Source organism: Micromonospora zhanjiangensis (assembly GCF_042650605.1).
GTDB classification, from domain to species: Bacteria; Actinomycetota; Actinomycetes; order Mycobacteriales; family Micromonosporaceae; genus Micromonospora_J; species Micromonospora_J zhanjiangensis.
Genome location: NZ_JBHSBN010000010.1, coordinates 143,014 through 164,737 on the forward strand (window position 1 = coordinate 143,014; position 21,724 = coordinate 164,737).

Annotated in this window: 19 protein-coding genes and 1 pseudogene; 10 read left to right on the forward strand and 10 right to left on the reverse strand. The window is 70.6% G+C overall.

All coding sequences use genetic code 11. The features are described from left to right. Positions 1–100 precede the first annotated feature (100 nt). Positions 101–2,557 carry a ricin-type beta-trefoil lectin domain protein gene (locus ACFOX0_RS16810; RefSeq protein WP_377546660.1) on the forward strand — a complete coding sequence of 819 codons (2,457 nt, stop codon included), beginning with the start codon at positions 101–103 and terminating at the stop codon, positions 2,555–2,557. A gap of 349 nt (positions 2,558–2,906) precedes the next feature. Here ACFOX0_RS16810 and ACFOX0_RS16815 read toward each other — a convergent pair whose 3' ends face one another. Both ACFOX0_RS16815 and ACFOX0_RS16820 read right to left on the reverse strand, forming a co-directional pair. Further along, on the reverse strand, positions 2,907–3,587 hold the full coding sequence (locus tag ACFOX0_RS16815; RefSeq protein ID WP_377546821.1) for a cellulose binding domain-containing protein: 681 nt from the start codon (positions 3,585–3,587) through the stop codon (positions 2,907–2,909). A 36-nt stretch (positions 3,588–3,623) separates the two neighbouring features. Then, positions 3,624–4,784 (reverse strand): annotated as a pseudogene (locus ACFOX0_RS16820) (glycoside hydrolase family 27 protein); the annotation flags it as partial. On the opposite strand from ACFOX0_RS16820, the gene ACFOX0_RS16825 reads away from it, so the two are divergent. The 7 genes from ACFOX0_RS16825 to ACFOX0_RS16855 all read left to right on the forward strand — a co-directional run bounded on the left by ACFOX0_RS16825 (position 4,783) and on the right by ACFOX0_RS16855 (position 11,220). Next, a complete protein-coding gene (locus ACFOX0_RS16825; RefSeq protein WP_377546662.1) occupies positions 4,783–5,196 on the forward strand; it encodes a PadR family transcriptional regulator in 414 nt (137 codons plus the stop codon). The pseudogene ACFOX0_RS16820 and the gene ACFOX0_RS16825 sit on opposite strands and share 2 nt — an antisense overlap. Then, positions 5,193–6,095 carry a permease prefix domain 1-containing protein gene (locus ACFOX0_RS16830; protein WP_377546664.1) on the forward strand — a complete coding sequence of 301 codons (903 nt, stop codon included), beginning with the start codon at positions 5,193–5,195 and terminating at the stop codon, positions 6,093–6,095. The genes ACFOX0_RS16825 and ACFOX0_RS16830 overlap by 4 nt, the downstream gene beginning before the upstream one ends. Before the next feature lie 195 nt (positions 6,096–6,290). Continuing rightward, positions 6,291–7,295: an ABC transporter ATP-binding protein gene (locus ACFOX0_RS16835; protein ID WP_377546666.1), complete on the forward strand. Its 1,005-nt coding sequence runs from the start codon at positions 6,291–6,293 to the stop codon at positions 7,293–7,295. Then, positions 7,292–8,068: an ABC transporter permease gene (locus tag ACFOX0_RS16840; RefSeq protein WP_377546669.1), complete on the forward strand. Its 777-nt coding sequence runs from the start codon at positions 7,292–7,294 to the stop codon at positions 8,066–8,068. Before ACFOX0_RS16835 ends, ACFOX0_RS16840 begins: the two co-directional genes overlap by 4 nt. Positions 8,069–8,291: 223 nt before the next feature. Beyond that, entirely contained in the window at positions 8,292–9,386 is a 1,095-nt protein-coding gene (locus ACFOX0_RS16845; RefSeq protein ID WP_377546672.1) for a cellulose binding domain-containing protein, read from the forward strand. 183 nt (positions 9,387–9,569) lie between these two features. After that, entirely contained in the window at positions 9,570–9,962 is a 393-nt protein-coding gene (locus ACFOX0_RS16850; protein WP_377546675.1) for a YciI family protein, read from the forward strand. A 22-nt stretch (positions 9,963–9,984) separates the two neighbouring features. Beyond that, entirely contained in the window at positions 9,985–11,220 is a 1,236-nt protein-coding gene (locus ACFOX0_RS16855; protein WP_377546677.1) for an RNA polymerase sigma factor, read from the forward strand. Here the strand turns inward: ACFOX0_RS16855 and ACFOX0_RS16860 are convergent. Further along, positions 11,198–11,638, reverse strand: a complete 441-nt coding sequence (locus ACFOX0_RS16860; RefSeq protein WP_377546680.1) for a GNAT family N-acetyltransferase — start codon at positions 11,636–11,638, stop codon at positions 11,198–11,200. The two genes, ACFOX0_RS16855 and ACFOX0_RS16860, sit on opposite strands and share 23 nt — an antisense overlap. Before the next feature lie 149 nt (positions 11,639–11,787). Then, on the reverse strand, positions 11,788–13,092 hold the full coding sequence (locus ACFOX0_RS16865; protein ID WP_377546683.1) for a YncE family protein: 1,305 nt from the start codon (positions 13,090–13,092) through the stop codon (positions 11,788–11,790). 172 nt (positions 13,093–13,264) lie between these two features. Between ACFOX0_RS16865 and ACFOX0_RS16870 the strand changes: the two genes are divergently transcribed. Beyond that, positions 13,265–14,461: a PucR family transcriptional regulator gene (locus ACFOX0_RS16870; RefSeq protein ID WP_377546685.1), complete on the forward strand. Its 1,197-nt coding sequence runs from the start codon at positions 13,265–13,267 to the stop codon at positions 14,459–14,461. Between the two features lie 9 nt (positions 14,462–14,470). On the opposite strand, the gene mycP is transcribed toward ACFOX0_RS16870, so the two are convergent. From mycP to ACFOX0_RS16900, 6 genes are all read right to left on the reverse strand, one after another. Continuing rightward, entirely contained in the window at positions 14,471–15,643 is a 1,173-nt protein-coding gene (mycP, locus tag ACFOX0_RS16875) for a type VII secretion-associated serine protease mycosin (protein ID WP_377546688.1), read from the reverse strand. After that, positions 15,640–17,289 carry a hypothetical protein gene (locus tag ACFOX0_RS16880; protein ID WP_377546690.1) on the reverse strand — a complete coding sequence of 550 codons (1,650 nt, stop codon included), beginning with the start codon at positions 17,287–17,289 and terminating at the stop codon, positions 15,640–15,642. The genes mycP and ACFOX0_RS16880 overlap by 4 nt, the downstream gene beginning before the upstream one ends. Positions 17,290–17,421: 132 nt before the next feature. Beyond that, the gene (locus ACFOX0_RS16885; RefSeq protein WP_377546693.1) at positions 17,422–18,294 is read right to left on the reverse strand and encodes a hypothetical protein; all 873 of its coding nucleotides are present in this window, start codon (positions 18,292–18,294) and stop codon (positions 17,422–17,424) included. 50 nt (positions 18,295–18,344) lie between these two features. Then, positions 18,345–18,863, reverse strand: a complete 519-nt coding sequence (locus ACFOX0_RS16890) for a hypothetical protein (protein WP_377546695.1) — start codon at positions 18,861–18,863, stop codon at positions 18,345–18,347. 47 nt (positions 18,864–18,910) lie between these two features. Beyond that, the gene (locus ACFOX0_RS16895; protein WP_377546697.1) at positions 18,911–19,861 is read right to left on the reverse strand and encodes a hypothetical protein; all 951 of its coding nucleotides are present in this window, start codon (positions 19,859–19,861) and stop codon (positions 18,911–18,913) included. A 59-nt stretch (positions 19,862–19,920) separates the two neighbouring features. Further along, on the reverse strand, positions 19,921–20,196 hold the full coding sequence (locus tag ACFOX0_RS16900) for a hypothetical protein (RefSeq protein WP_377546700.1): 276 nt from the start codon (positions 20,194–20,196) through the stop codon (positions 19,921–19,923). 426 nt (positions 20,197–20,622) lie between these two features. Between ACFOX0_RS16900 and ACFOX0_RS16905 the strand changes: the two genes are divergently transcribed. Further along, positions 20,623–21,417 carry a MarR family winged helix-turn-helix transcriptional regulator gene (locus ACFOX0_RS16905; RefSeq protein ID WP_377546702.1) on the forward strand — a complete coding sequence of 265 codons (795 nt, stop codon included), beginning with the start codon at positions 20,623–20,625 and terminating at the stop codon, positions 21,415–21,417. Positions 21,418–21,724: the final 307 nt, after the last annotated feature.

Genomic DNA, 21,724 nt, shown 5'->3' on the forward strand with positions numbered 1-21,724 from the left:
CGATCATTGACGATCATCGAAGTAATACTGCGCGAGGCCTGGGCGGCTCGACGTGTGCCGTTCGGCTTCGGGGCCGGAAACCGGCTGGGAGGCGGATCAGATGTTCAGCAGAGTGAGTCATCCGCGCAGTGACGGCACCGGTGGGGTACGCCGCCGGTCGTGGTGGACCGGGTGGCGTCCGCACCGGATCGCGGTGTCGGTGACGGCCGCGATGACCACGGCCGCGGCCGTGCTGACCGGGTTCGCCGCTCCGGCGCAGGCGGCGACCGCCATCACGATCAACGGCGGGTCCGGCGGCCGGGCGCTCGACGGCATCGGCGCGGTCAGCGGTGGCGGCGGTAACAGCAGGCTGTTGATCGACTACCCGGAGCCGCAGCGCAGCGACATCCTGGACTACCTGTTCAAGCCGGGCTACGGCGCGGCCATGCAACTGTTGAAGGTGGAGATCGGCGGGGACACCAACTCCACTTCCGGCGCGGAGCCCAGCCACGAACACACCCGCGGCAGCGTGAACTGCAACCGCGGCTACGAGTGGTGGTTGATGGAGCAGGCCAAGGCGCGCAACGCCAACATCGCCCTGGCCGGCCTTGCCTGGGGAGCGCCGGGCTGGATCGGCAACGGCAACTTCTGGTCCAACGACTCGATCGACTACCTGGTGGCCTGGCTGGACTGCGCGGGCACGCACGGGTTGACGATCAACTACCTCGGTGGCTGGAACGAGAAGGGCTACAACGCCACCTGGTACAAGAACCTGCGCTCCGCCCTCAACTCGCACGGCTACGGCAACGTGAAGATCGTCGCCTCGGACGACTTCGGCTGGGGCGCCGCCGACGAGTCACTCCGGGATCCCGCGTTCGCCAACGCCGTGCAGGTCTTCGGCAGCCACTACGTCTGCGGCTACCGCAGCGCCCAGAACAACTGCCCCAGCTCCAACAACGCCATCTCCACCGGCAAGTCGCTGTGGGCCAGCGAGAACGGCTCGGACGACTACAACGCCGGTGCGCAGGCCCTCGCCCGCGGCATCAACCGCGACTACATCGACGGCAAGATGACCGGCTACATCAACTGGCCGGTCCTCGCCGCCATCACTCCCAACATCCCCTGGGCGACCACCGGCGTGGCGGTCGCCCAGCAGCCCTGGTCCGGCAACTACTCGATCGGCAAGAGCGCGTGGGTGATGGGGCAGACCACCCAGTTCACCGCACCGGGCTGGCGCTACCTCGACTCGTCGAGCGGCTACCTCGGCGGCAACCGCAACAACGGCAGCTACGTCTCGCTCAAGTCCACCAACAACAGCGACTACAGCACCATCATCGAGACGATGGACGCGGGCGGCGCGCAGACGCTGGACTTCACCGTCACCGGCGGCCTGTCCACCGGTACGGTGCACGTCTGGTCGACGAACGTCCGGTCGAACAACAGCGCCGACTTCTTCGTCCGGGGCAACGACGTCACGCCGAACGGCGGTCGCTTCTCGCTCACCGTCCAACCCGGCTACGTCTACAGCATCACCACCACGAGCGGGCAGGGCAAGGGAACGGCGGTCAGCCCGCCGCAGGGCAACCTGCAGCTGCCGTACAGCGACAACTTCGACGGCTACGCCACCGGCCGTGAGGCCAAGTACCTGATGGACCAGCAGGGCTCGTTCGAGATCGCCGGCTGCGCCGCCGGCCGCACCGGCCAGTGCGTACGCCAGATGTCCGACCAGACGCCGATCTACTGGACGTCCGGCCACGCCGAGCCGTTCACGCTGCTGGGGGACCTGACCTGGCGCAACTACACTGTCTCCTCGGACGTCCTGCTGGAGAAGCCCGGCTACGTCCAGCTCATCGGGCGCGGTAACACCTACAACCACCAGGGCCCGCAGAACATGAACGGCTACTACTTCCGGGTCACCGACGGTGGAGCCTGGTCCATCCTGAGCAACAACACCAGCGGCAACTGGCGCACCCTGGCCAGCGGCAACACCTCGGCGTTGGGCACCGGCCGCTGGCACACCCTGGCGCTGACGCTCAACGGCAGCTCCCTCACCGCGGCCGTCGACGGCACCACCGTCGGCCGGGCGACGGACTCCACCTGGGTCGCCGGTCAGATCGGCTACGGCACCGGCCAGGGAGTCACCGCCCAGTTCGACAACCTCTCCATCACCCCCGGCGACGGCTCCGGGAACCCGAACCCGACCGGAGAGATCCGCAGCGCGGCCTCCAACCGGTGCCTGGACGTCAATGGCGCCAGCCAGTCCGACGGCGCGGTCGTGCAGATCTGGGACTGCAACGGCGGGGCCAACCAGCAGTGGTCGGCCGGCACGAACAACCAACTCACCGTCTACGGCAACAAGTGCCTCGACGTGGCGAGCACCGCGTCGGGCAGCCGCGCGCGGATCATGAGCTGCACCGGCGGCAGCAACCAGCAGTGGCGCCTGAACGCCGATGGCACCATCGTCGGGGTCGGTTCGGGGCTCTGCCTGGACGTCAACGGCCAGGGCACCGCCAACGGCTCCGCCGTACAGATCTGGACCTGCAACGGCGGTAGCAACCAGCAGTGGGTCCGCGGCTGACCCGCTGAGATCCGCCACCGGCCCGCCACCCGGACCGGTACGTACCGACCGCCGACGGCCGGCCGCTCCCACCGAGCGGCCGGCCCCCGCGCGCCCAGCGCCTCACGCCCGCGCCCAGTGCCTCGCGCCGCGCGCCCAGTGCCTCGCGCCGCGCGCCCGCGCCCAGCGTCTCGCGCCCCGCCCGTCCTGCGGTCCGCGCCGCGCGCCCCGCGCCATGATCCGCGCAATGTCGCGGACTTTGCTGCCTCGATGGCGACCGGAGGCAGCAAAGTCCGGGGACATTGCGCGGATCGCGACGCGACGCGACGCGACGCGGACTCGGACCCGGTGGGGGTGGGGGCGGTCGGGGTCAGGTGAGGGTGCAGGGGGTGTTGTTGAGGGTGAAGGAGGTGGGTTCGGCCGTGTTGCCGGTGTGGGTGGCCTGGAAGCCGATGTCGGTGGATCCACCGGGGGCCAGCGTGGCGTTGTAGGCGACGTTGCGGGCCGTCACCGGACCCGCGCTGCCCGAGTACGTGGCGTTCCACCCGCTGGTGATGGTCTGCCCGCCGGGCAGCGTGAACGACAGCGTCCAACCGTTGATCGCCGACGTGCCACGGTTAGTGATCTTGATGCTCGCGGTGAGGCCGGTGTTCCAGGCGTTGACCGCGTAGTCCACCGCGCAGGAGCCGGACTGGCCCGGCGGCGTCGTGGGTGGCGGCGTCGTGGGTGGCGGCGTGGTCGGCGGCGGTGTGGTGGGCGGGGGAGTGGTCGGCGGCGGTGTGGTGGGCGGTGGGGTGGTGCTGCCGGTGGAGACGGTCAGCAGCACCGCCTCGTTCGCCGGTACCGAGGTGGTGTAGCTGGACGCGGAGGTGCCCAGGTCGGTGCCGGTCCACGGGTTGCGGACGGTGGCCGTACCGCTGAGGCCCAGGTCCGACCAGCGGGCGGTGATGCTGGCGGCGGCGCCGGTCCGGTTGAGCAGCAGCACGGCTCGGCGGCCGGTGCCGTTCAGGACCTTGCTGTAGACCTGCAGTCCGGACCGGTCCTCGGCCACCTTGGTGCCCTGCCGACCCAGCGGGTCCTGGTTGATGGCGATGACCTCGCGGTTGGTCAGGATGGCCCGGGTCTCGGCGCTCATCGTGGCCAGGTTGTTGCCGGCCAGCAGTGGAGCCGCGGAGATCGCCCACAGGCTCAGGTGGCTGCGGTTCTGCGCGGCGGAGAAGCCCGGCATGCCGACCACGAGCATGTCCGGGTCGTTGTAGTGACCCGGGCTCTGCGCGGCCGGGTGCTGCGCCGAGTCGAAGTTGCCCAGCACGCGGCTCATCGCCGGGCTCTGCCCGTAGTAGATGATGTCCTGGCTGGTCCGCCACATGGTCGACATGCCGGGTGCCCAGTCCCACGGGTTGTCGACGCCCCAGTTGCACACGGACAGGACCATCGGCCGGCCGGTCTGCGCGGTGGCGCGGGCGATCGCGTCGCTGATCGCCAGGTACGCGGTCCGCGGGTTCAGCTTCTCCGCCTGGCCGCCACACCAGTCCACCTTGACGAAGTCGAAGCCCCAGCGGGAGAACTGGAGGAAGTCCTGGTCGTAGTGACCTTCGCTGCCGCTGCCCGGTGCGGCGGGCCGGCCGGTGGGGTAGTAGTAGCCGCAGCCGTCGCGGCCGGCGTCGGTGTAGATGCCGGCCTTGAGGCCCTTGCTGTGGATGTAGTCGGCGATGGCCTGCATGCCGCCGGGCCACTCGTTGGTGTCCACGGTGATGTTGCCGGCGGCGTCGCGGGTGCCCTGCCACCAGCCCTCGTCGATGTTGACGTACTGGTAGCCGGCGTCCTTCATGCCGGACGAGACCAGGGCGTCGACCTGTCCCTTGATCACGTTGTAGTTGATTTTCGCGGCGAAGGTGTTCCACGACGCCCAGCCCATGGGCGGTGTGGTCACGACGTTGTTGGGAGCGGCCTCCGACGAGGAATGTCCGATCACCACCAGTCCGATCGTCAGCAGGGTCAACAGGCTCGCCTGGATCAGCACGAGCGGGCGGCGCCAGGAGGGGGGTCGTGGATGGGGTGGCATGGCCTCATTCCTTGGTCTGGTCGGGTCGTCTCCATGGTGCTGGCCTGTTAGCGTTAACAATCCATGAGTGTCATATCGATAACCAAGAATTTCAAGGCCGAGCCGGCAACGGTGGCGCAGCATGCCGGAAACTCCCGGTAGGGCTACCACGCAAACTACTGTGCCTGATACAGTACTGGGCATGGTTGACAACGGGTCGGGCAACACCTCGTCGGGCGCGGACGTCCTCGCCGCCGACCTGCTGCGCGGGCACACCGACACGATCGTGCTCGGGGTGCTGCGCGGCGACGACAGTTACGGCTTCGAGATCTTCAAGCAGATCCGGGACGCCACCGGCGGGCGTTACGAGATCAAGGAAGCCACCCTCTACGCCACGTACCGGCGGTTGACGAAGGACGGCCTGATCGAGGCGTACTGGGGGGACGAGAGCCAGGGCGGCCGCCGCAAGTACTACCGCATCACCGACGCCGGCCGCGCCGTCTACCGCCGCAACGTCGCGGCGTGGACGGCCACCCGCGACGTCATCGACGCACTGCTCGGTCTGGACAAGCGCACCGGGTCCGCAGGCCCGGCATCCGGAAGGCGGTCATCATGACCATTCCCCACGACACCACCCGCGGCGGCTACGACATGCACGTGCACCGCCTGCTCGACGAGGCGTTCGCCGGTGTCGAGATGGACCAGGACCGGCAGGACCTCAAGGAGGAGATGCGGGCCAACCTGGTCGCCCGGGTGGCCGAGCTGACGGCCGCCGGGGTGCCGCCCGAGCGGGCCGCCCGGCAGGCCGTCCAGGAGTTGGGCGACGTACGGGACATCCTCGACGGGCTGCCGCCGACGCCCGACGCCGCCACTGCCGCCTGGCTGTCCGAGCGGGTGCGACCCGCGCCGGCGTTCCTGGTCCGCACGGTCCTGCTGTCGGCCCTGGCCGTGGTCGGGCTGGCGGTGCTCGCGCTGGCCGCCACGCTGCTGGCCGTACCGCTCGGTGGCCAGGTCGCCGCGGTCGCCGTCGTCGCGCTGGTGGCCGGCGCGGTCACCGCCGACGCGCTGCGCCAGGAGACCACCGGCAACCATCCGATGCCGGCCGGCCGGGCGATCGGGTACGGCGTCGGCGCGCTGCTCGCCGTGGCCGGCCTCGGCGCCGGCTGGCTCTACCTGCGCGAGTCCGAGCTGCCCTGGCTCGTCGCCGGCGGGATGGGCGTGGTCGCCTCGGCCGCGCTGTTCACCTGGCTCGGCGCCACCCAGACCAACCGGCACAAGGACTGGGTGGTGCGGATGCAGGCGTCCCACGCCGCGGTGGGGGACCGGTTCACCAGGGACCCGGCCGCCGCGGCGCGCTTCGGCCTGTACGTGGTGTGCACCTGGCTGCTGGTCGCCGCCGCGTTCGTGGTGCTGACCCTGACGATCGGCTGGGCCTGGTCCTGGCTCGCCGTGGTCGCGGGGTTCGTGGCCATGATGCTCATGATCGCCCGGATGCTGTTCGTCCCGCAGCCCTGACCGCGAGCCGTGGCCGCGGTGCGCCAACACCGCGGCCACGGCGGGGTGACACACCCCGGAGTCGCCGGCCGGCGAGGGCCGGGTCCTGCCGTGCGTGCCCGCAAGCGAAACGGTAGCCCACCCGCCGCCCGGACCGTCGACTCCTTCCACCATTCCGCCCGGCCACACCCGCCGGGCCGTTCAGAAGGAGTACGCATGTCCGCACCGGACCGCGCGATCGAAGCGGTCGACCTCGTCAAGACGTACGGCAGGGCTGCCCGGAAGGTACGGGCGCTGGACGGGGTGACCTTCTCCGTCCGCCCCGGCATCGTCTTCGCGCTGCTCGGCCCGAACGGCGCCGGCAAGTCGACCACCGTCCGAATCCTCGCCACCCTGTCCAGCCCCGAGGCCGGGCAGGCCCGCGTCGCCGGCGTCGACGTGCGACGCGATCCGGCGCGGGTCCGCCGGCTCATCGGGTACGTGTCGCAGAAACCGGCGTTCGACCCGGTCGGCACCGGGCTGGAGAACCTCGTCCTGCACGGCCGCCTGCACGGCGCGTCCGCCGCGACGGCCCGCCGACGGGCCGGTGAGTTGCTGGACCGGTTCGACCTCGCCCCGGCCGCCCGCCGGCCCGCCGGCACCTGGTCCGGCGGGATGCAACGCAAGCTCGACATCGCGATGGGCCTGATGCACCGGCCCCGGGTGCTGTTCCTCGACGAACCCACCACCGGCCTGGACCCCGAGGCCCGGCGCGAACTGTGGACCCAGATCTCCGGCCTGACCCGGCAGGACGGCCTGACCGTGCTGCTCACCACGCACTATTTGGAGGAGGCCGACCAGCTCGCGGCGGAACTGGTGATCGTCGACGCCGGTCGGGTCGTCGCCGCCGGCAGCCCGGACCAACTCAAGAACGACCTGGCCGGGGACACCGTACGGCTGGGGTTGGCGGATCGGACGCAGGCCGCGCGGGCGCACCGGGCGATGGGTGGGCTGCCCGCGGTCACCGAGGTTGACACCGACGGCGCCGTGCTGCGGGCCCGGGTCGCGGACGGGGCCGCCGCCCTGCCCGCGATGCTGGCCGCGCTGCACACCGCGGCGGTGGAGCTGACCGCGGTCAGCGTCGCCCGACCGTCACTCGACGACGTCTACCTGCGGCACGCCGGCCGCAGCTTCGCCGACGCGGACCGGACCAGCGCCGTACGCGAGGAGGTGCGGTCGTGACCACCGTGCTGACCCACACCCGCCTGCTGTCGGCCCGGTCCCTGCGGACCCTGTCCCGCCAGCCGGCGTACCTGTTCTTCACCCTGGTGCAGCCGATGGTGTGGCTGCTGCTGTTCGGCCAGCTGTTTCGGCGCGTCGCCGAGCTGCCCGGCTTCGGCGACGGGTCGTACCTGGCCTACCTGACCCCGGGCGTGGTGGTGATGACCGCCATGATGTCCGCCGGCTGGAGCGGTACGTCGATCATCCAGGACATGGAACGGGGGGTGCTGGACCGCGCGCTCACCTCGCCGGTCCGGCGCGCCGCACTGGTCAACGGGTCGCTGGCGTACCAGACGGTCCTCACCGTCGTGCAGTCGCTGATCGTGTTCGGCACCGGACTGCTGGCCGGTGCCCGCTACCCGGGCGGCGCCCGGGGGGTGCTGGTCGTGCTGACCTGCGCGGTACTGCTCGCCATGGTCTTCGCCGGTCTGTCCGACGCGGTGGCGCTGCTGGTCCGGCAGAACGAGGCGCTGATCGCCGTGGCGCAGTTCCTGGTCCTGCCGTTGACCTTCCTGTCCTCGGTGATGATGGCGCCGGCGCTGATGCCCGCCTGGGTCGGCCGGGTGGCCCGGTTCAACCCGGTGGACTGGGCTGCCGTGGCCAGCCGGGAGGCGCTGCGCGCAGACCCGGATTGGGCACTGGTGCGGGACCGGCTCGCGCTGCTGCTCGTCCTGGCGGTGGTGATGGGCTGGCTGGTGACCCGGGCGTACCGGAGCTACCAGCGCGCCGGCTGACGGTTCCCCGCCCGGTCGGCCACGCCGCGACGTCGGGCCGGTCGGCGCCGCGCGGGCGCCGACCGGCCCCGACGATGCACCATAGAGATGGAAGTTCATCTATTGACGGGTCGCCCCTGGTGGCCCTAGGGTCCTACTCGGTCGGGTAGGCCGGCGGCCCGCTTGCCGGCCGAGGTCGAGGCACGCCGGGAAGGTTCGTCCCGGACGGAGAGGACGGGGTGTCATGACGGTTTCCAGACGTTCCCTCCTGACGGTCTGCGGGATCGTGGCGGGCACCGGCCTGCTGGCCGCCGTGACGCCGGCGGTCGCGGGCGGCGCGCCCGCCGGGGCCACCCTGGCCGGCGCCTGCGACGCCACCGCGCACATCGACTCGCAATGGGGTGCCGGGGCGACCGGCGGCCAGATCGTCACCATCACGGTCGCCAACACCTCGACGGCGTCCGCCACCCGGTGGAACGTGACCTGGCCGCTCGGCGACGGTCAGCAGGTCGTGTCGGCCTGGAACGCCACCGTCAGCGCGACCGGTCCCACCGCGACCGCGACCAACGCCGCGCACAACGGGGCGCTGGCCCCGGGCGCGGCGACCAGCTTCGGGGTGCAGCTCTCCGGTACGGCGCCCGTGCCCGCGCCGACCTGCGTCAGTGACGCCACCGCGCCGACCGGTTCCGGGTCACCCGCCACGACGCCGCCCGGCGGAGCCGACGTCACCGTCACCCAGGCCGACAACCAGCGCACGGTCACCCTGCTCGTCGGGCAGCGACTCGGCGTGGCACTGGGAGCCGACTTCGTCCCGCCCGCGGTCAGCGGGCCGGCCCTGGTGAACGTCGCGACCAGCGGCGGCTACCCGACCGGACAGCCGCTCGCCGCGACGTACCGCGCGGTCACCACCGGCACCGTCGACCTGACCAGCCACACGGACTACGCCTGCCGGCACACCGTACCGCCGTGCGCACTCCCCACCCTCCTGTGGACGGTGCACGTCAGGGTTGTCGACGTGTCGCCGACCGGCACCGGGCGGACCGTCACGGTCACCCGGGCCGACAACCAGCGGGACGTCGCGCTGCGGGTCGGTGACACGCTCGTGGTGAGCCTGCCAAGGGACTACCAGCCGCCGAAGGTCGCCCCCGACGGAGTCCTCGTGCAGCGCGACGTCACCGGCGGCTACCCGACCGACCAGCCGCTCGTGGCCCGCTACCAGGCGGCGGCGCTGGGACGCGCGGACGTCACCACCAAGACGGACGGCGCATGCCTGCACCAGCCCACGCCGTGTCCGTCACCGCAGGTTCCGTGGCTCGTCCACCTCACGGTCACCACCTGACCGTGCCGGCCGGCACGGGCGGGGCCCGGACGACGGCCGCCCCTCGGGTCGGCGGCACGGGCCGCCGACTCCGTCCGGGAGTGGTGGTGCGCCGGCCGAGCCTCCGGATGTAGACATGGGCGATCCGGCTCCGACGTTCCTGTGGAGCGACGGACGGACCGGCGCACCACCCGGAGGACAGCCGTGAAATACGTGATCATGATCCATTCCAACCCGCAGCCGTGGGGGCACCCGACGGCCGACTACCTGGCCGCCCACCAGGAGCTGCCGGAGGACGTACGCCACCGGCTGAACGCCGACTTCGAGCAGGTGATGACCGAGTTGCAGGCCAACGGCGAACTGATCGGCGGCGAGGCGCTCGGTGACCCGGCGGCCGCCCGGCTCTACCGGTGGCGCGACGGCGCGCCGCTGGCCAGCGACGGGCCGTACTCCGAGGCGAAGGAACACCTCGCCGGCTTCTTCCTCGTCGACGTCGAGGACCGGGCCCGCGCGGAGCAGGTCGCCGCGCGGTTCGCCGGCCCCGGGGAGACGGTGGAGCTGCGCCCGGTGATGTGGTCGGGCGGTCCCGATCAGTAGGGATGGGTCGATCCTGACGGACGTGTGGCGCCGCGAGGCGCCGCACGTCCTCGGCGCGCTGCTGCGCCGGTACGGCGACCTCGGCGACTGCGAGGACGCGCTGCAGGACGCGGCGGAGACCGCCGCCGGCCGATGGCCCACCGCGGGTGTTCCCGACGATCCGCGGGCCTGGCTCATCCGGGTCGCGTCCCGACGCCTGATCGACCGGGTACGCGCCGACTCGGCCCGCACCCGGCGCGAGGCGCTCGACGCGACGCGCCGCCCCGACGACGCCCACGTCGCACCGGCCCCCGACGACATCGCCGGACCGGCTACCGACGACACGCTCCGGCTGTTCCTGCTCTGCTGCCATCCGGCCCTGAGCCGCCCGTCACAGGTGGCGCTGACCCTGCGCGTCGTCGCCGGCCTGGGGGTGGAGCAGATCGCGGCCGCGTACCTGGTGCCGGCCCGGACGATGACGCAGCGGCTCAGCCGGGCGCGGACCGCGCTGCGGCAAGCCGGTGCCCGGTTCGCGATGCCGTCGGCGGCGGAACTGCCGGACCGGGTCGCCGCCGTGCTCGACGTGTGTCATCTGGTGTTCACCGAGGGCTACACGCGGACCGCCGGCGAGTCGCTGGTCGACGTCGAACTGGCCGAGGAGGCGATCCGGCTCACCCGGCAGGTGCACGTCGCGCTGCCCGACCACGACGAGGTGACCGGCGCGCTGGCGCTGATGCTGCTCACCCACGCCCGCTCGCCCGCGCGGACCGACGCCGGCGGTGATCTCGTACCGTTGGCCGAGCAGGACCGGTCGCGGTGGCGCCGCGAGCTGATCGACGAGGGCGTCGCGCTGCTCGACCAGGCCCTGCCGCGCGGGCACGTGGGCCGGTACCAGCTCCAGGCGGCGATCGCTGCCGTCCACGCGGAGGCGCCGACCTACCCGGCCACGGACTGGCGGCAGATCAGCATCCTCTACGACATGCTGAGTCGGGTCGCGCCCACGCCGTTCGTCACGCTCAACCAGGCGGTCGCCGTGGCCATGGCGTACGGCCCGGCGGCGGGGTTGGCCCTGCTCGACCCGTTGCTGGCCGACCCGGCGCTGCGGCGGCACCACCGGCTGTACGCGGTGCGCGCGCACCTGCTGGAGCTGGGCGGCGACCGGGCGGGCGCGGCCGAGAACTACCGGCGGGCCGCCGGGTTGACCGCGAGCCTGCCCGAGCAGCGTTACCTCAACCGGCGGCTGGCCGCCACGGGTGTCATCCGGTGTTCAGGTGCTTGATGAAGCGGTGCGGTAGGTCTTCGTATCCGGCGGTGCGGTAGAAGCGGTGTGCCGCCTCCCGGTGGGCCGCGCTGGTCAGCTCCAGGGCGCTGCAGCCACGCACCCCCGCCGCCGTCTCGGCCGCGCGGAGCAGCCGGGCACCGATGCCCGCGCCGCGGTACGCCGACTCGACGACCAGTGCGGTGAGCCGGGCCCGGCCGGCACCGGGCAGGTGGAAGAAGACCGTGACGTGCAGGCATGCCACCCCGACGACCCGACCGTCGAGCTCGGCGACCAGCACGGCGTCGGTGGGGGTGTCGGCCAGTTGTGCGATGCGCTCCGGCAGCGTGTCCACCTGCTGCGGATAGCCCAGCTCCGCCAGCAGCGGCGCCACCGCCGATGAATCCTCGGGCAACGCGGTCCGGATCTTCAGCGACATGGGCGGCAGCTTATCCGCCCCGGCCCGCGCCGACCGGGCCCCCGAACGTGGGGCGGCGATGGCACCAGACGACGTACGGATCAGCGACTGGCCGGCCGTGTCGGTGCTCCCCACAGGAACCAGTGGGGAGCACCGGCACCGGGGGGGGGTCAGCCGGCGGGCGGGGTCCAACCATCCGGTACGTGCCCGATCCGCACCCGCTGCGGATGGTTACCGACCGGGATGCTGGCCACCTTCTGACCGGTGGCGAAGTCGATCGCGGTGACCTGGTCGGCGCCCGACTCGGAGATCACGCAGTCCCGCCCGTCGCCGCTCACCGTCGCCCAGTACGGCTTGCTCGCCGGGACCAGCGGCCCGTTGGCCAGCGTGGCCCGGTCCACGACGGTGGCGTAGTCGTCCATGGTGCCGGCCACGCAGATCTTCGACCCGGTCGGGCTCATCGACAGGCCGTGGTGCCGGGAGTCGTTCACCCAGGTCGTCCGGTCCTCACTGGTGTTCGGGTTCTTCGGCAGGGTGGCGATCCGGGTGATGGCGTCGCCGGCCACGTCGTACTCGGCGAAGCCGTTGAAGAAGGACACCTGGAAGTAGAGCTTGCTCCCGTCCGGGGTGAACACCGCCGGCCGTACCGCGTCGGAGAGATCGCTGCGGCCGGCGGCGTCGAGCCGGGGCCGCATGTCGATGGTCTTCACCACGGCGAAGGTGTTCGCGTCCGCCACGGTGATCTTCCGGTCGCCCTTGGTCCAGTCCCACTCGGGGCCGTCCAGCGCGGTGTTCACGTCACCGATGGACATGTTCCAGATCCGGCCGTCGGCGGTGAAGATGTTCTCGTGCGGCTTGTCGCCGGTGGCGAACGAACCGAGTTCCCGGCCGGTGCGGATGTCGAGCACGTGCACCTTGTTGCTCAGCGACGCCGACACCGCGACCCGGGTGCCGTCGGGGGAGACCGCCATGTGGTCGGAGCGGTACCCGGAGACCGGGAACCGCCAGCGGAGCCGGCCGGTGGCCAGGTCGATCGAGACCACGTCGGCGAAGCTCGGCCGGGACGCGACCAGGGCCGTGCCGTCCGGCGTGGTGTACATGTCGTCGACCAACTGGTCGTGCCCCTCGCCGACGCCGCTGCGGATGCCGAGGAAGAAGGCGAGCCGGATCGGGTTCAGGTAGATCTCGGTGAGCCGCTGGGCCTTGTCCGGGACAACGTTGATCCGGCCGAGCTTGGCGTAGCCGCGCCGGGACCCGATGACGTCGACGGTGCCGTCCCAGTTGTTGCCGACGAACATCACCTCCCGCAGGGCGGTGCTGTTGACCGCGCCGGCCGTACCGGTCGTACCGTTCGGTCCGGCCGCACCGGCCGGGACCGGCCCGGCGGTGACCACGAGGGCGAGGGCGGCGGCGGTCGCGCCGTACCAGCGACGGCGACCACGGGCGCGCGGGGATGGGAGACTGACTGCTGTCATGGACCGCTCCTGACCGATGGGTGCCGTGCCGGCATTCCGCTCGCGGCGGCACGGTGTTACTTTGCGGTAACAAAAGGGAAGCAGTCGGACACGGCCCATCGGTAGGCGCCGAGGGCCAAGACCCGGGCGGCTCGTTGTGTGCCGGCTACAGCCGCCGCCGAGGAGCGGACCCATGGTGCTGCCGGAACGGACCGTCTCCCTCGGGGAGCTGCTGCGCGACATGGCGGCCGACCCGCGGATCGTCGACGAGATGGTGCAGGCGGCCCGGGACGGGTCACCCGAGATCGCCCGCCTGCCCCGGGCGGAGAACCGCCGGCACGTCGCCGCGTTGCTCACCGCCGGACTGTCCTCCTTCGAGCTGCTCGCCGACCCGAGCGAACGCGACTTCGCCGAGGCCCGCCGGCTGGGCGCCGCCCGCGCCGCACAGGGCATCTCGGTGACCGCGCTGCTGCAGGGCGTACAGGCCGGCCGGCGGGTCGTGGTGGAGGCCGCGCTGCGCCGCGGCCGGGCCGCCGGCATCCCGGACACCGCACTGCTGGAGGGCCTGCTCGACCTCGACCGGTACGCGGGAGCCCTGGAACGGGCCCTGGTCGACGGCTACCACGCGGCCGAACGGGAGTTGAGCCGTACCGAGCAGGACGCCCGCAACCGGGTGCTGCGCCGGCTGCTCGCCGACGGCTCCGCCGACCGGGAGGACCTGCTCCGGTTCGGACTGCGCCCGGACGGCCGCTACCACTGCGTGGTCACCGACGTGACCGACCCGGCTCGGATCCGTACCGCCGAACGGAGCCTGACCCGCTGCGGCGCCCTGTTCGGCACGGTCGACGACCGCTTGACCGGGCTGGCTCCCGGCCGGCTGCCGGCCGGCGCGCTCGAACCCGGCACGCTCGCGATCACGGCGCCGGCCCGGCCGCTGGACCGGCTGCCCACGCTGCACCCGCTCTGCGTCGCCGCGCTGCGGGTCGCCGCGGCCACCGGCCTCCGGGGCGAGCGCGACCTGGTCGACCTGGCGGGGGAGACCGCGCTGGCGGCCCAACCGGCGCTGGCCAATCTTCTGAGTACGACCCTGCTGGCGGACCTCGACCCTGCTGACGAGTTCCACCGTCAGCTTGCTGTCACGGCGCTGTCCTACTTGGACTGCGGGCAGCGGTTGGATCAGACGGCGGCGGCGTTGCACCTGCATCCGAACACTGTGCGGTACCGGATCCGGCGGCTGCAGGAGTTGGTGGGGTTGCCGCCGACGGTGGCCGAACCGGGTGGGCGCTGGCCGGTGTCGGTGACGCTGCGCTGGTGGTGGGCCCTGCGCACCTGGCTGGCGGACGCTGATGGAGGTGGCCGATCCGACTCGCGCCCTGACGGTGCCCGGTGAGCCGGGTCGTCAGGTGCGCCGATTGCGGCGGATGAGCCAGATGCCGCCGCCGACGACCGCGGCGACGAAGAGCAGGCAGCCGGCGCCGAGTGCGACCAGACCGCCGATCGGCCACTGCCGGCTGCCGCCGTCGGGTTGGGCGTTGGGGGCCGGGCCGGGCCGGGTGAAGGTGGCGTCGGGGTCCGGCACGGGTTGCTTGCTGACCGCGGGTATCGGCGGCACGTCGGCGGTCAGGGCCGCGACGAGATTGAGTACGCCGTAGCCGTACTCGGGGTCGCGGCCGGGTGCGCCCTTGTCGGTGGCGGTGGCGGTGAGCCGGTGGATGACCTCGGGCGCGCTCAGGGTGGGGTATTTGGCACGTACAAGCGCGGCGGCCCCGGCGACAATCGCGGTGGCACCGCTGGTGCCCGTTTCGGTGCTGTAGCCACTGCCACCGTTGGCGCGAGTGTCGGTGGAAAGGGTGTCGACTGCCGGTGCCGAGATGGCGGTCTGCGGACCGGTGACAGATATGTCGGCGTGGTTGCCGTTCCGGTCGACCCCGCCGACGGCGAGCACTCCGTCATACGCTGCTGGGTAGCCCACTTGTCGATCCCTTGGACGGTTGCCGGTCGCGGCGACGAGTACCACGTCGGCCCGCCGCGCTGCGAGTATCGCCTCCTGCAGTTCGATTTCATTCTCGCCCCCGAAGGACATGCTGATCACCTTGGCGCCCTGGGCCACCGCCCAGCGAATGGCTGCCGGTGTGTCCTGAGACATGCCCTCTATGGTGGAGTGATAGCGAACGGGGAGGATCTTGGCTGCTGGCGCGATGCCGAGCGCACCAGCGCCGTTGCCGTGTCCGTGGGCGGCGATCAGCCCGGCCATGGCCGTGCCGTGCCCGGCGGTGTCGGTGCGCCCGTCCGGCACGTCGGCCTTGCGGATCGAGAAGTCCTTACCAGGAAGCACCGACCCGATCAGGTCGGGGTGGGTGGCGTCCACTCCGGTGTCGATGACCGCGACGGTGACGCCGGCTCCCTGTGTAATTCGGTGAGCCTCGGCGACCTTCAGAAACTTTAGATGCCACTGGGCATCGCGGGTCGCGTCGGCCAGTGCGGGTGGGGCGGCGATGGTCACGGCGGTCAGGGCAGTTAATGCAGCGATCAGCGTCCGCCCGGCCGAACGGGTGGGAAATTTTTGGGTCACCGGTCGATCCCGATGACACCAGGTCCGAGGTCGTGCCGGGGCTCCGGTCCCGCCTCGATCACCGGGACCACACCCTCCGCCACCTCCCAGACTACGTCTGGATCGCCTAGCCGGTCGGAGCCGTCGCGCCCACGTCGTCCGCGTCCGCTGGCTCCCATTCCTCCTGTCGGCTGACCGCCGATCACTCCGTTGACCGGTGCTCCTATCCGGCCCGCACCCGGGCGTCCCGTGCCCGTGCCGGATCCGCGGCCGGGCGTGCCCTCGCCGACTCCGGGGACACCTGCACCCCTGGACGGCACTCCACGAGCGTAGCCACCTGGCACTCCATTCCGGCCAGCACCCGCGCCGGGCAGCACACCCAGCAGACCACCACCGAGCGACGCACTACCACCAGCGCCCGGAGTGACCGGACCTGAACCAGTCCCGCCACCGGGCAGGCCCGAGGACGGAACCGTGCCGTTGCCGATCCCGCTGAGGATCGGCCCGGAGGTTCCGGCGCCGCCGGGCGTCCAATGCTGTCCATCGGGCATCATCGGATTCACACCGGGAAGCGGCGCAGGTGGATTGTGCGACACCATGGAGCGTCCCGACCAGGATTGGCCAGCGTTTGCGTTCGGCTTTGGCTGCTCGCCATGGCCGAACCCTTGATCGCCACCGCCCGAGTAGTCACCAGGACCTGCCCCGAAGTACGGCGGTGGGGTAATTCCGGCGCTGTGGTGGCCGACGGCCGACTCGGCCTCGGCCATGATCTTGCGGCCCTTGACATTGATGTCGTCCTCGGAGCCGTCGAGCTGACGCGGAATGAGATCGTTTGCCGATGCCCTGTACTCAACCACCAGTGGCTCCAACTGAGTACGCGCGGTCTCCAGGGCATCCATGATGCCGTTCGCGGCGTGCTTGGTGCGCCCCGCTGCGGCCGCGGTCTCCAACATGTTGGCGGTTAAGTCGTCCAGGCGCTCCATAAACTGTTTCGCGGCTGGGCTGCGTTCCGGTGGCCAGGCGGCCTCGATTGTCTGCCGATAACTCTTCAGCCGGGCGAGCTGATCGGTCAGCGCCGACTCCACCGCTGCCCAGGTCTGCACCTGCCTGCGCCCGGCCGCGATGTCGTCACCCTGGACCATCGCCCACAACGCGTTGATGTCGTAGGCGTCCCAATTCACGCACCACGTCGCCGGCCGCTCGAAACTTTCCGAGCCAGCAACCGAAGCCGGGGCGGCTCCAGCCGGCCTTTCTACCGTGGCGCCAGAAGCTCCCGGGCCGGACGCCCTGCCGGAGTCGTCCTGTCGTGGCGCGGGAATCGCGACTTCCGGGGCGCGGCTGGACACCCGCAGCGCCGCATTCGAGTCGACCTGGTCGTAGTTGCCGGCGGCGGCCTCGGTCGCGCCCGCGATCCGGTCCACCTCGGCGGTGTACGCCGCCACCGTCGCCTGCGCCCGCCGCAACGCCTGCGCGTAGACGGTCTTTGCGACGAAGACGTATCCGCTGGCCGAGTTGCCGCCGAACGGGGGATCACCGGCGAAGTCGGCGTTGACCTGGGCGGAGCGCGGATACAGAGTGGCCGCCCGGTCACCCCGTAACCGGCCCGCGACGTCCCGCAGGTCGGCCGTCTCGACCCGGATCTCCAGGCCGTCGGTCACCTCTGCCATGAAACCGTCTCCCCGTTCACGACGTCACGAACCTCATCGATAACGATAGCGGAGCGTGTCCGGTCGGGCGGTGCCGCGTCACCGGCAGGATGGTGCCAACCACCGGCAGAACCTCCCGCACGATCGAGCGAATCAGTTGAACGGTTCGCTGCTCGGGAGTGGGACGGTTTGGCCTGTCGGCTGGATATAGATCGTCCGGTCCCTTGGCTGGAGGTCGCAATAGACCGAGACGGTGGTCTTGGGGCCGTCGAAATTCGGTGGCAAAACATCCGCGGTGGAGACCTGGCCCTTGTTGGCGCCTGGATCGCATCGAAGGCTGCTGGCGCCGTCGAAGCTGCCACCTACGACCCTGCCGGTAGCGTCTCTGAAGACGACCGAGACGCCGCGCGGAAACAACTTTTCACAGTACGTGGACTCGATCGAGTAGTACGTCATCGAATCTGTCGGATATTCCGAGTCGCGTTCAGTACGCACGTGATGAGCAGCGACTTGGGCCAGTCCCTGGTCGCCCGTGCTCGGTAGCCAGTGCGTGCTGCCAAGGGTCACTTCGACTCGGGCCACCTTGGCCAACCTGCCACGGTCGTCTTCATGCACCGGCAGTCTGCTCCCGAGGCCGATGTGTTGCCCTGGCATGATCAGCGGGATGTCCAGGTTGGCGACCGGAGCCGCGGTCTCGGCGAGTGCAGATCTACCCTCCTTGTCCAGCATCCGCACCACGACATGAGTGCGATAGGCGACGTGGGCGCTGGTGTTCGCCAGCACTGCACCGATGCTCACCCACCTGTCGGAGAATAAGGGCTTCGATTCCTTGATCTGGGTGAAGCCTTGCTCAGCGACCTGGATGCCACCGCTGTCGGGTGCCTGGGCTGCCGGTTTCGAGTCTGCGGTCGACGGCGCATTAGGCCGTAGACAGGAGGATGCCGGAGCCGGTGACCGCGCCGCCCGGGTCAGCGCGGCGCCCGCGATCGAGGCCGCGATGGCGACGGCGATCACGCCGGCCAGCACGAGCGGCCAGCGTCTGCGAGATCGACTCGGCCGGCTGTCAACGGGTCCGGTCACCGGTCAACCACCAATGCCTCGACAACGTATCGGTGGAGTTCCCGGCCGTAGCAGCGATCCTTCAGCACCCGGATCTTCGCCATCTGATCGGCGATCAGCCGCGCGGCGGCCTCTCCAACTCGGTCGGCGAACTCCTGTTCGGTCAATGTCCGAAGGGTGCCGTCCGCGACCGTGACCGACCATCGCAGCATGCCCTGAGTGACGATCCGCACCCGACCATCCGTCGACCATCCCTCGGCGACGAGGTCGTCGCGGGCGGCGTAGTACTCCTGGTCCTGCCGGCCCACGGCCGGTGGCTCCTGGGTCACCTCCTGCCCTACCGACTCGCTGACCGCGCGGTAGTACTCCTTCATCCGCGCGGTCCAGAGCAGCTTGGCCACGCTGGCCAGTTGCCGCTCGATCTCCCGCTCGTCGAACCGGGCGTAGCTGCCGGGCGTGAACGAGACGACGACGTCGCTGCGCCCCCGCAGTTCACCCGCGAGGTGACCACCCGGAAACACGGCTCGAACCCGCATGCTGTCCATCCGATCAGCGAAGACACCCATGGAATCGGACCTCCTGATCAGGTGCTGTAGCCCATGTATTCGGGCGACGCGACGTTGCTCTGCGTCATTCCGGTCAAGGCCGGACGGTTGGCGACCATGTCGTCCATTCGGGCCGAGACGAGTTGCTGGTTGCTGATCATCGCCCGCGCGATGATTGTTTCCTGCTCGTCGATCAACGTGGCCAGCTTGTCCGCGGCCACCCGGAGTTCCTGGATGACTGCCTCCGGGCTCTCCCCGCTAAACTGGAGCTTCTCGGAATCCTTCATCTTGGAGGTGCCCGCCGCGGCGACCTGAGATGCCGCGCCGACCGCGGTCACCGCTGTCAAGGCGCTGCCGGCCATGGGCAACGCGCCGATCGCCGCGACGGAGGCGGCGACGGTGAAGGCGAGGTTCCACTCGTTCTTGCCACACTCGTTGATACGGTCCAACGCTTCCAGCGCCTGGTGGGCTGCGTTGTCGATGTCATTGCGGGCGTTCGTCCAGATCTCTCGCTCGGCCTCCAGGGCGGATCTGAGTACCGCGATCATCACGAACTGACTCTTGGCCATCACCGGGAACGGATCGACGAAATTGGCCTTGAACTCCCTCGCCGCCTTGCCGGTCCACTCCCCGATGAAGCTCCCCGAGGCCGAGATCCTCCCCATGACCGCGTCGCCGGGATACACCACGTTGCTTATCGGATCCCTCTCCGAGTCGAGCGCCAGACTCTGCAACGCCTGTTTCAAAGGGTCGATGAGGCCGCCGAACGCGCCCGGATCGGGCATCTCGGCGAAGGGCTCGAAAATGGACGGTACGTCCGCGAAGCTCTCCTCGATCCGCTGGTGAACCTTCGCCCGCTGTAGCGGGTGCTTGTCTCGGTCGAGCCCGGTGAAACTGCCGATGGACAGCGCGTCGGCGTCGGCCTTGGCCAGCATGATTGCCTTCTGCTGAATGTCGCGGGCGTGTTGCATCAACTGGTCGAAGCTCACCGTTAGCCTCCCCGTGGTGGCTCGATCGTCCCTTGTCGAAGTTCAGGTGCGAGCTGTCGCTACCCGCCGTTCCGGAGCCGGTTGAACTCCGCTTCGGCGGCCGTGTCGCTGCGCTCGTAGTTCTCGGCGGCGATGCAGAGCGCATCCCCGGTCAGTTCGAGATTCGAGGCGGTCTGCGTCAGGATCTTGCGCATCTCGTCCCGCAACGCCCGCCACGGTTCGTAGGCCGGACCGTACGGGCCGCCGAGCCGAGGCGACCGCAGGAACGCCTGGGCCAGCCCGTGCAGTGCTTCGTCGAGGCTGTGCCCGGCCTTGGTGTAGTGCGACGCGACCATCGGCCAGTCCTTCGAGCCCGCCTGCCAGAGCCGATAACGATCAACGCCGAGATCTTTCCCGCTGTCCGGCACCCCGCACCCCCGATATAACGCTGCGTCGCCCAGAGAGTACGCGATGGAGGCATCGACGAGGTCCTTAAGGTCAGCGTCAAAACGGTCCGGCATCCGTCAGAATGCCGGTTGGCCAGGCGGTGTACGAACCGCCGTGGTCGGCCTGAAATCCCTCGGCCAGCAGGCTTGCCGGACCTGACAGCACTCCGAGAGCGCGGTAACCCTGATGACGTCCAACGTTGACACCTCCCGCTGAGGAACTGTCGAATCCGGGACGCGCTGTTCGTTGCGAGGGTGATAGGCAGTCCACGCAGGCACTGTCACGACCACAGGAGAGGCCGACCGATGCGGCACCCACAGGCCCAGGTCCACCGCATGTTCGAGCTCATCGAGCCCATCGCCACCGTCACGTTGTCCGAGGGGCCGAACGAGGCGTTCCTGGCTCTCGGCATGCGCAACTACTGGGACGGATACTTCGCGGGTCGGGCCGCGCCGCTTGGGCTGGCACCGGCCGAGGTGGTGCACGCGGTCTTCTACAACTTCGCCGACGGCGAGGTGGCTCGGCACATCCCGTGGGTCTGGGGAAAGATCACCCCGCAGGAGGCGATCGCCGTACGCGAGCGGGCCAGCGCCGCGACGCTGCGGCAGAAGATGGGGGAACTCGCCGATTCCCCGGGTCTGGTGCGGGTCGCCGACCTCGCCACCCGCGCGGCGGTCAGCGCGCCGATCGAGGGCCGGGTGCTGTACGCCGGGCTCCGAGCGCTCAAGGTGCCCGAGGAGCCGGTGGCCAGGCTCTGGCACGCGGCGACGCTGTTGCGGGAACACCGCGGGGACGGCCACAACGCCGCCCTCGTCGCCCACGGCATCGGCGGCACCGAGGCTCACGTCCTCCTCGCACTGTCCCTCGGGATGCGGGCGGAGGAGTTCGGCCGGGTCCACCACCTGCCCAAGGCGCAGCTGGCCGCTGTCGTCGACGGGCTGCGCGGCCGCGGCCTCGTGGACGACGCCGGCAAGTTCACCGACGCCGGCCGGGAGGTCAAGGAACGGATCGAGGCCCGCACCGACGAACTGGCTGCGCCGGCGTACGACGTGCTCAGCTCGGACGAACTCGACGAGCTGATGGCGGGGCTCGAACCGATCGCCGCCGCGGTGCAGGCCGCCGACGACTGAACTGGCGCATTCGGCCAACGGCAGGTCGCCGAGGGGCCAATTGCCGAAATGGCGGCAGCCGGCTGCTGGAGACCCCGAAGCCGAATTGTGGTCATCAACGAGGGTGGCGCGGGCTCTCGGTAGGAGTTTTTCCTCGTTGCCGGGGGGTCTGTCTGGCTGATGGCTTACCGGGTTGGCCCCTACCCGGCCAGTACGGCGGCGGGTTGACCACGGGGTCCACGATCTCGAACTGGCTCTTGTTGCTGCGCACGGACTTGAGCAGGACCAGTCTTTGGCCGCAAGCGGCCTCAAGCTCCGGAAGAGCGGC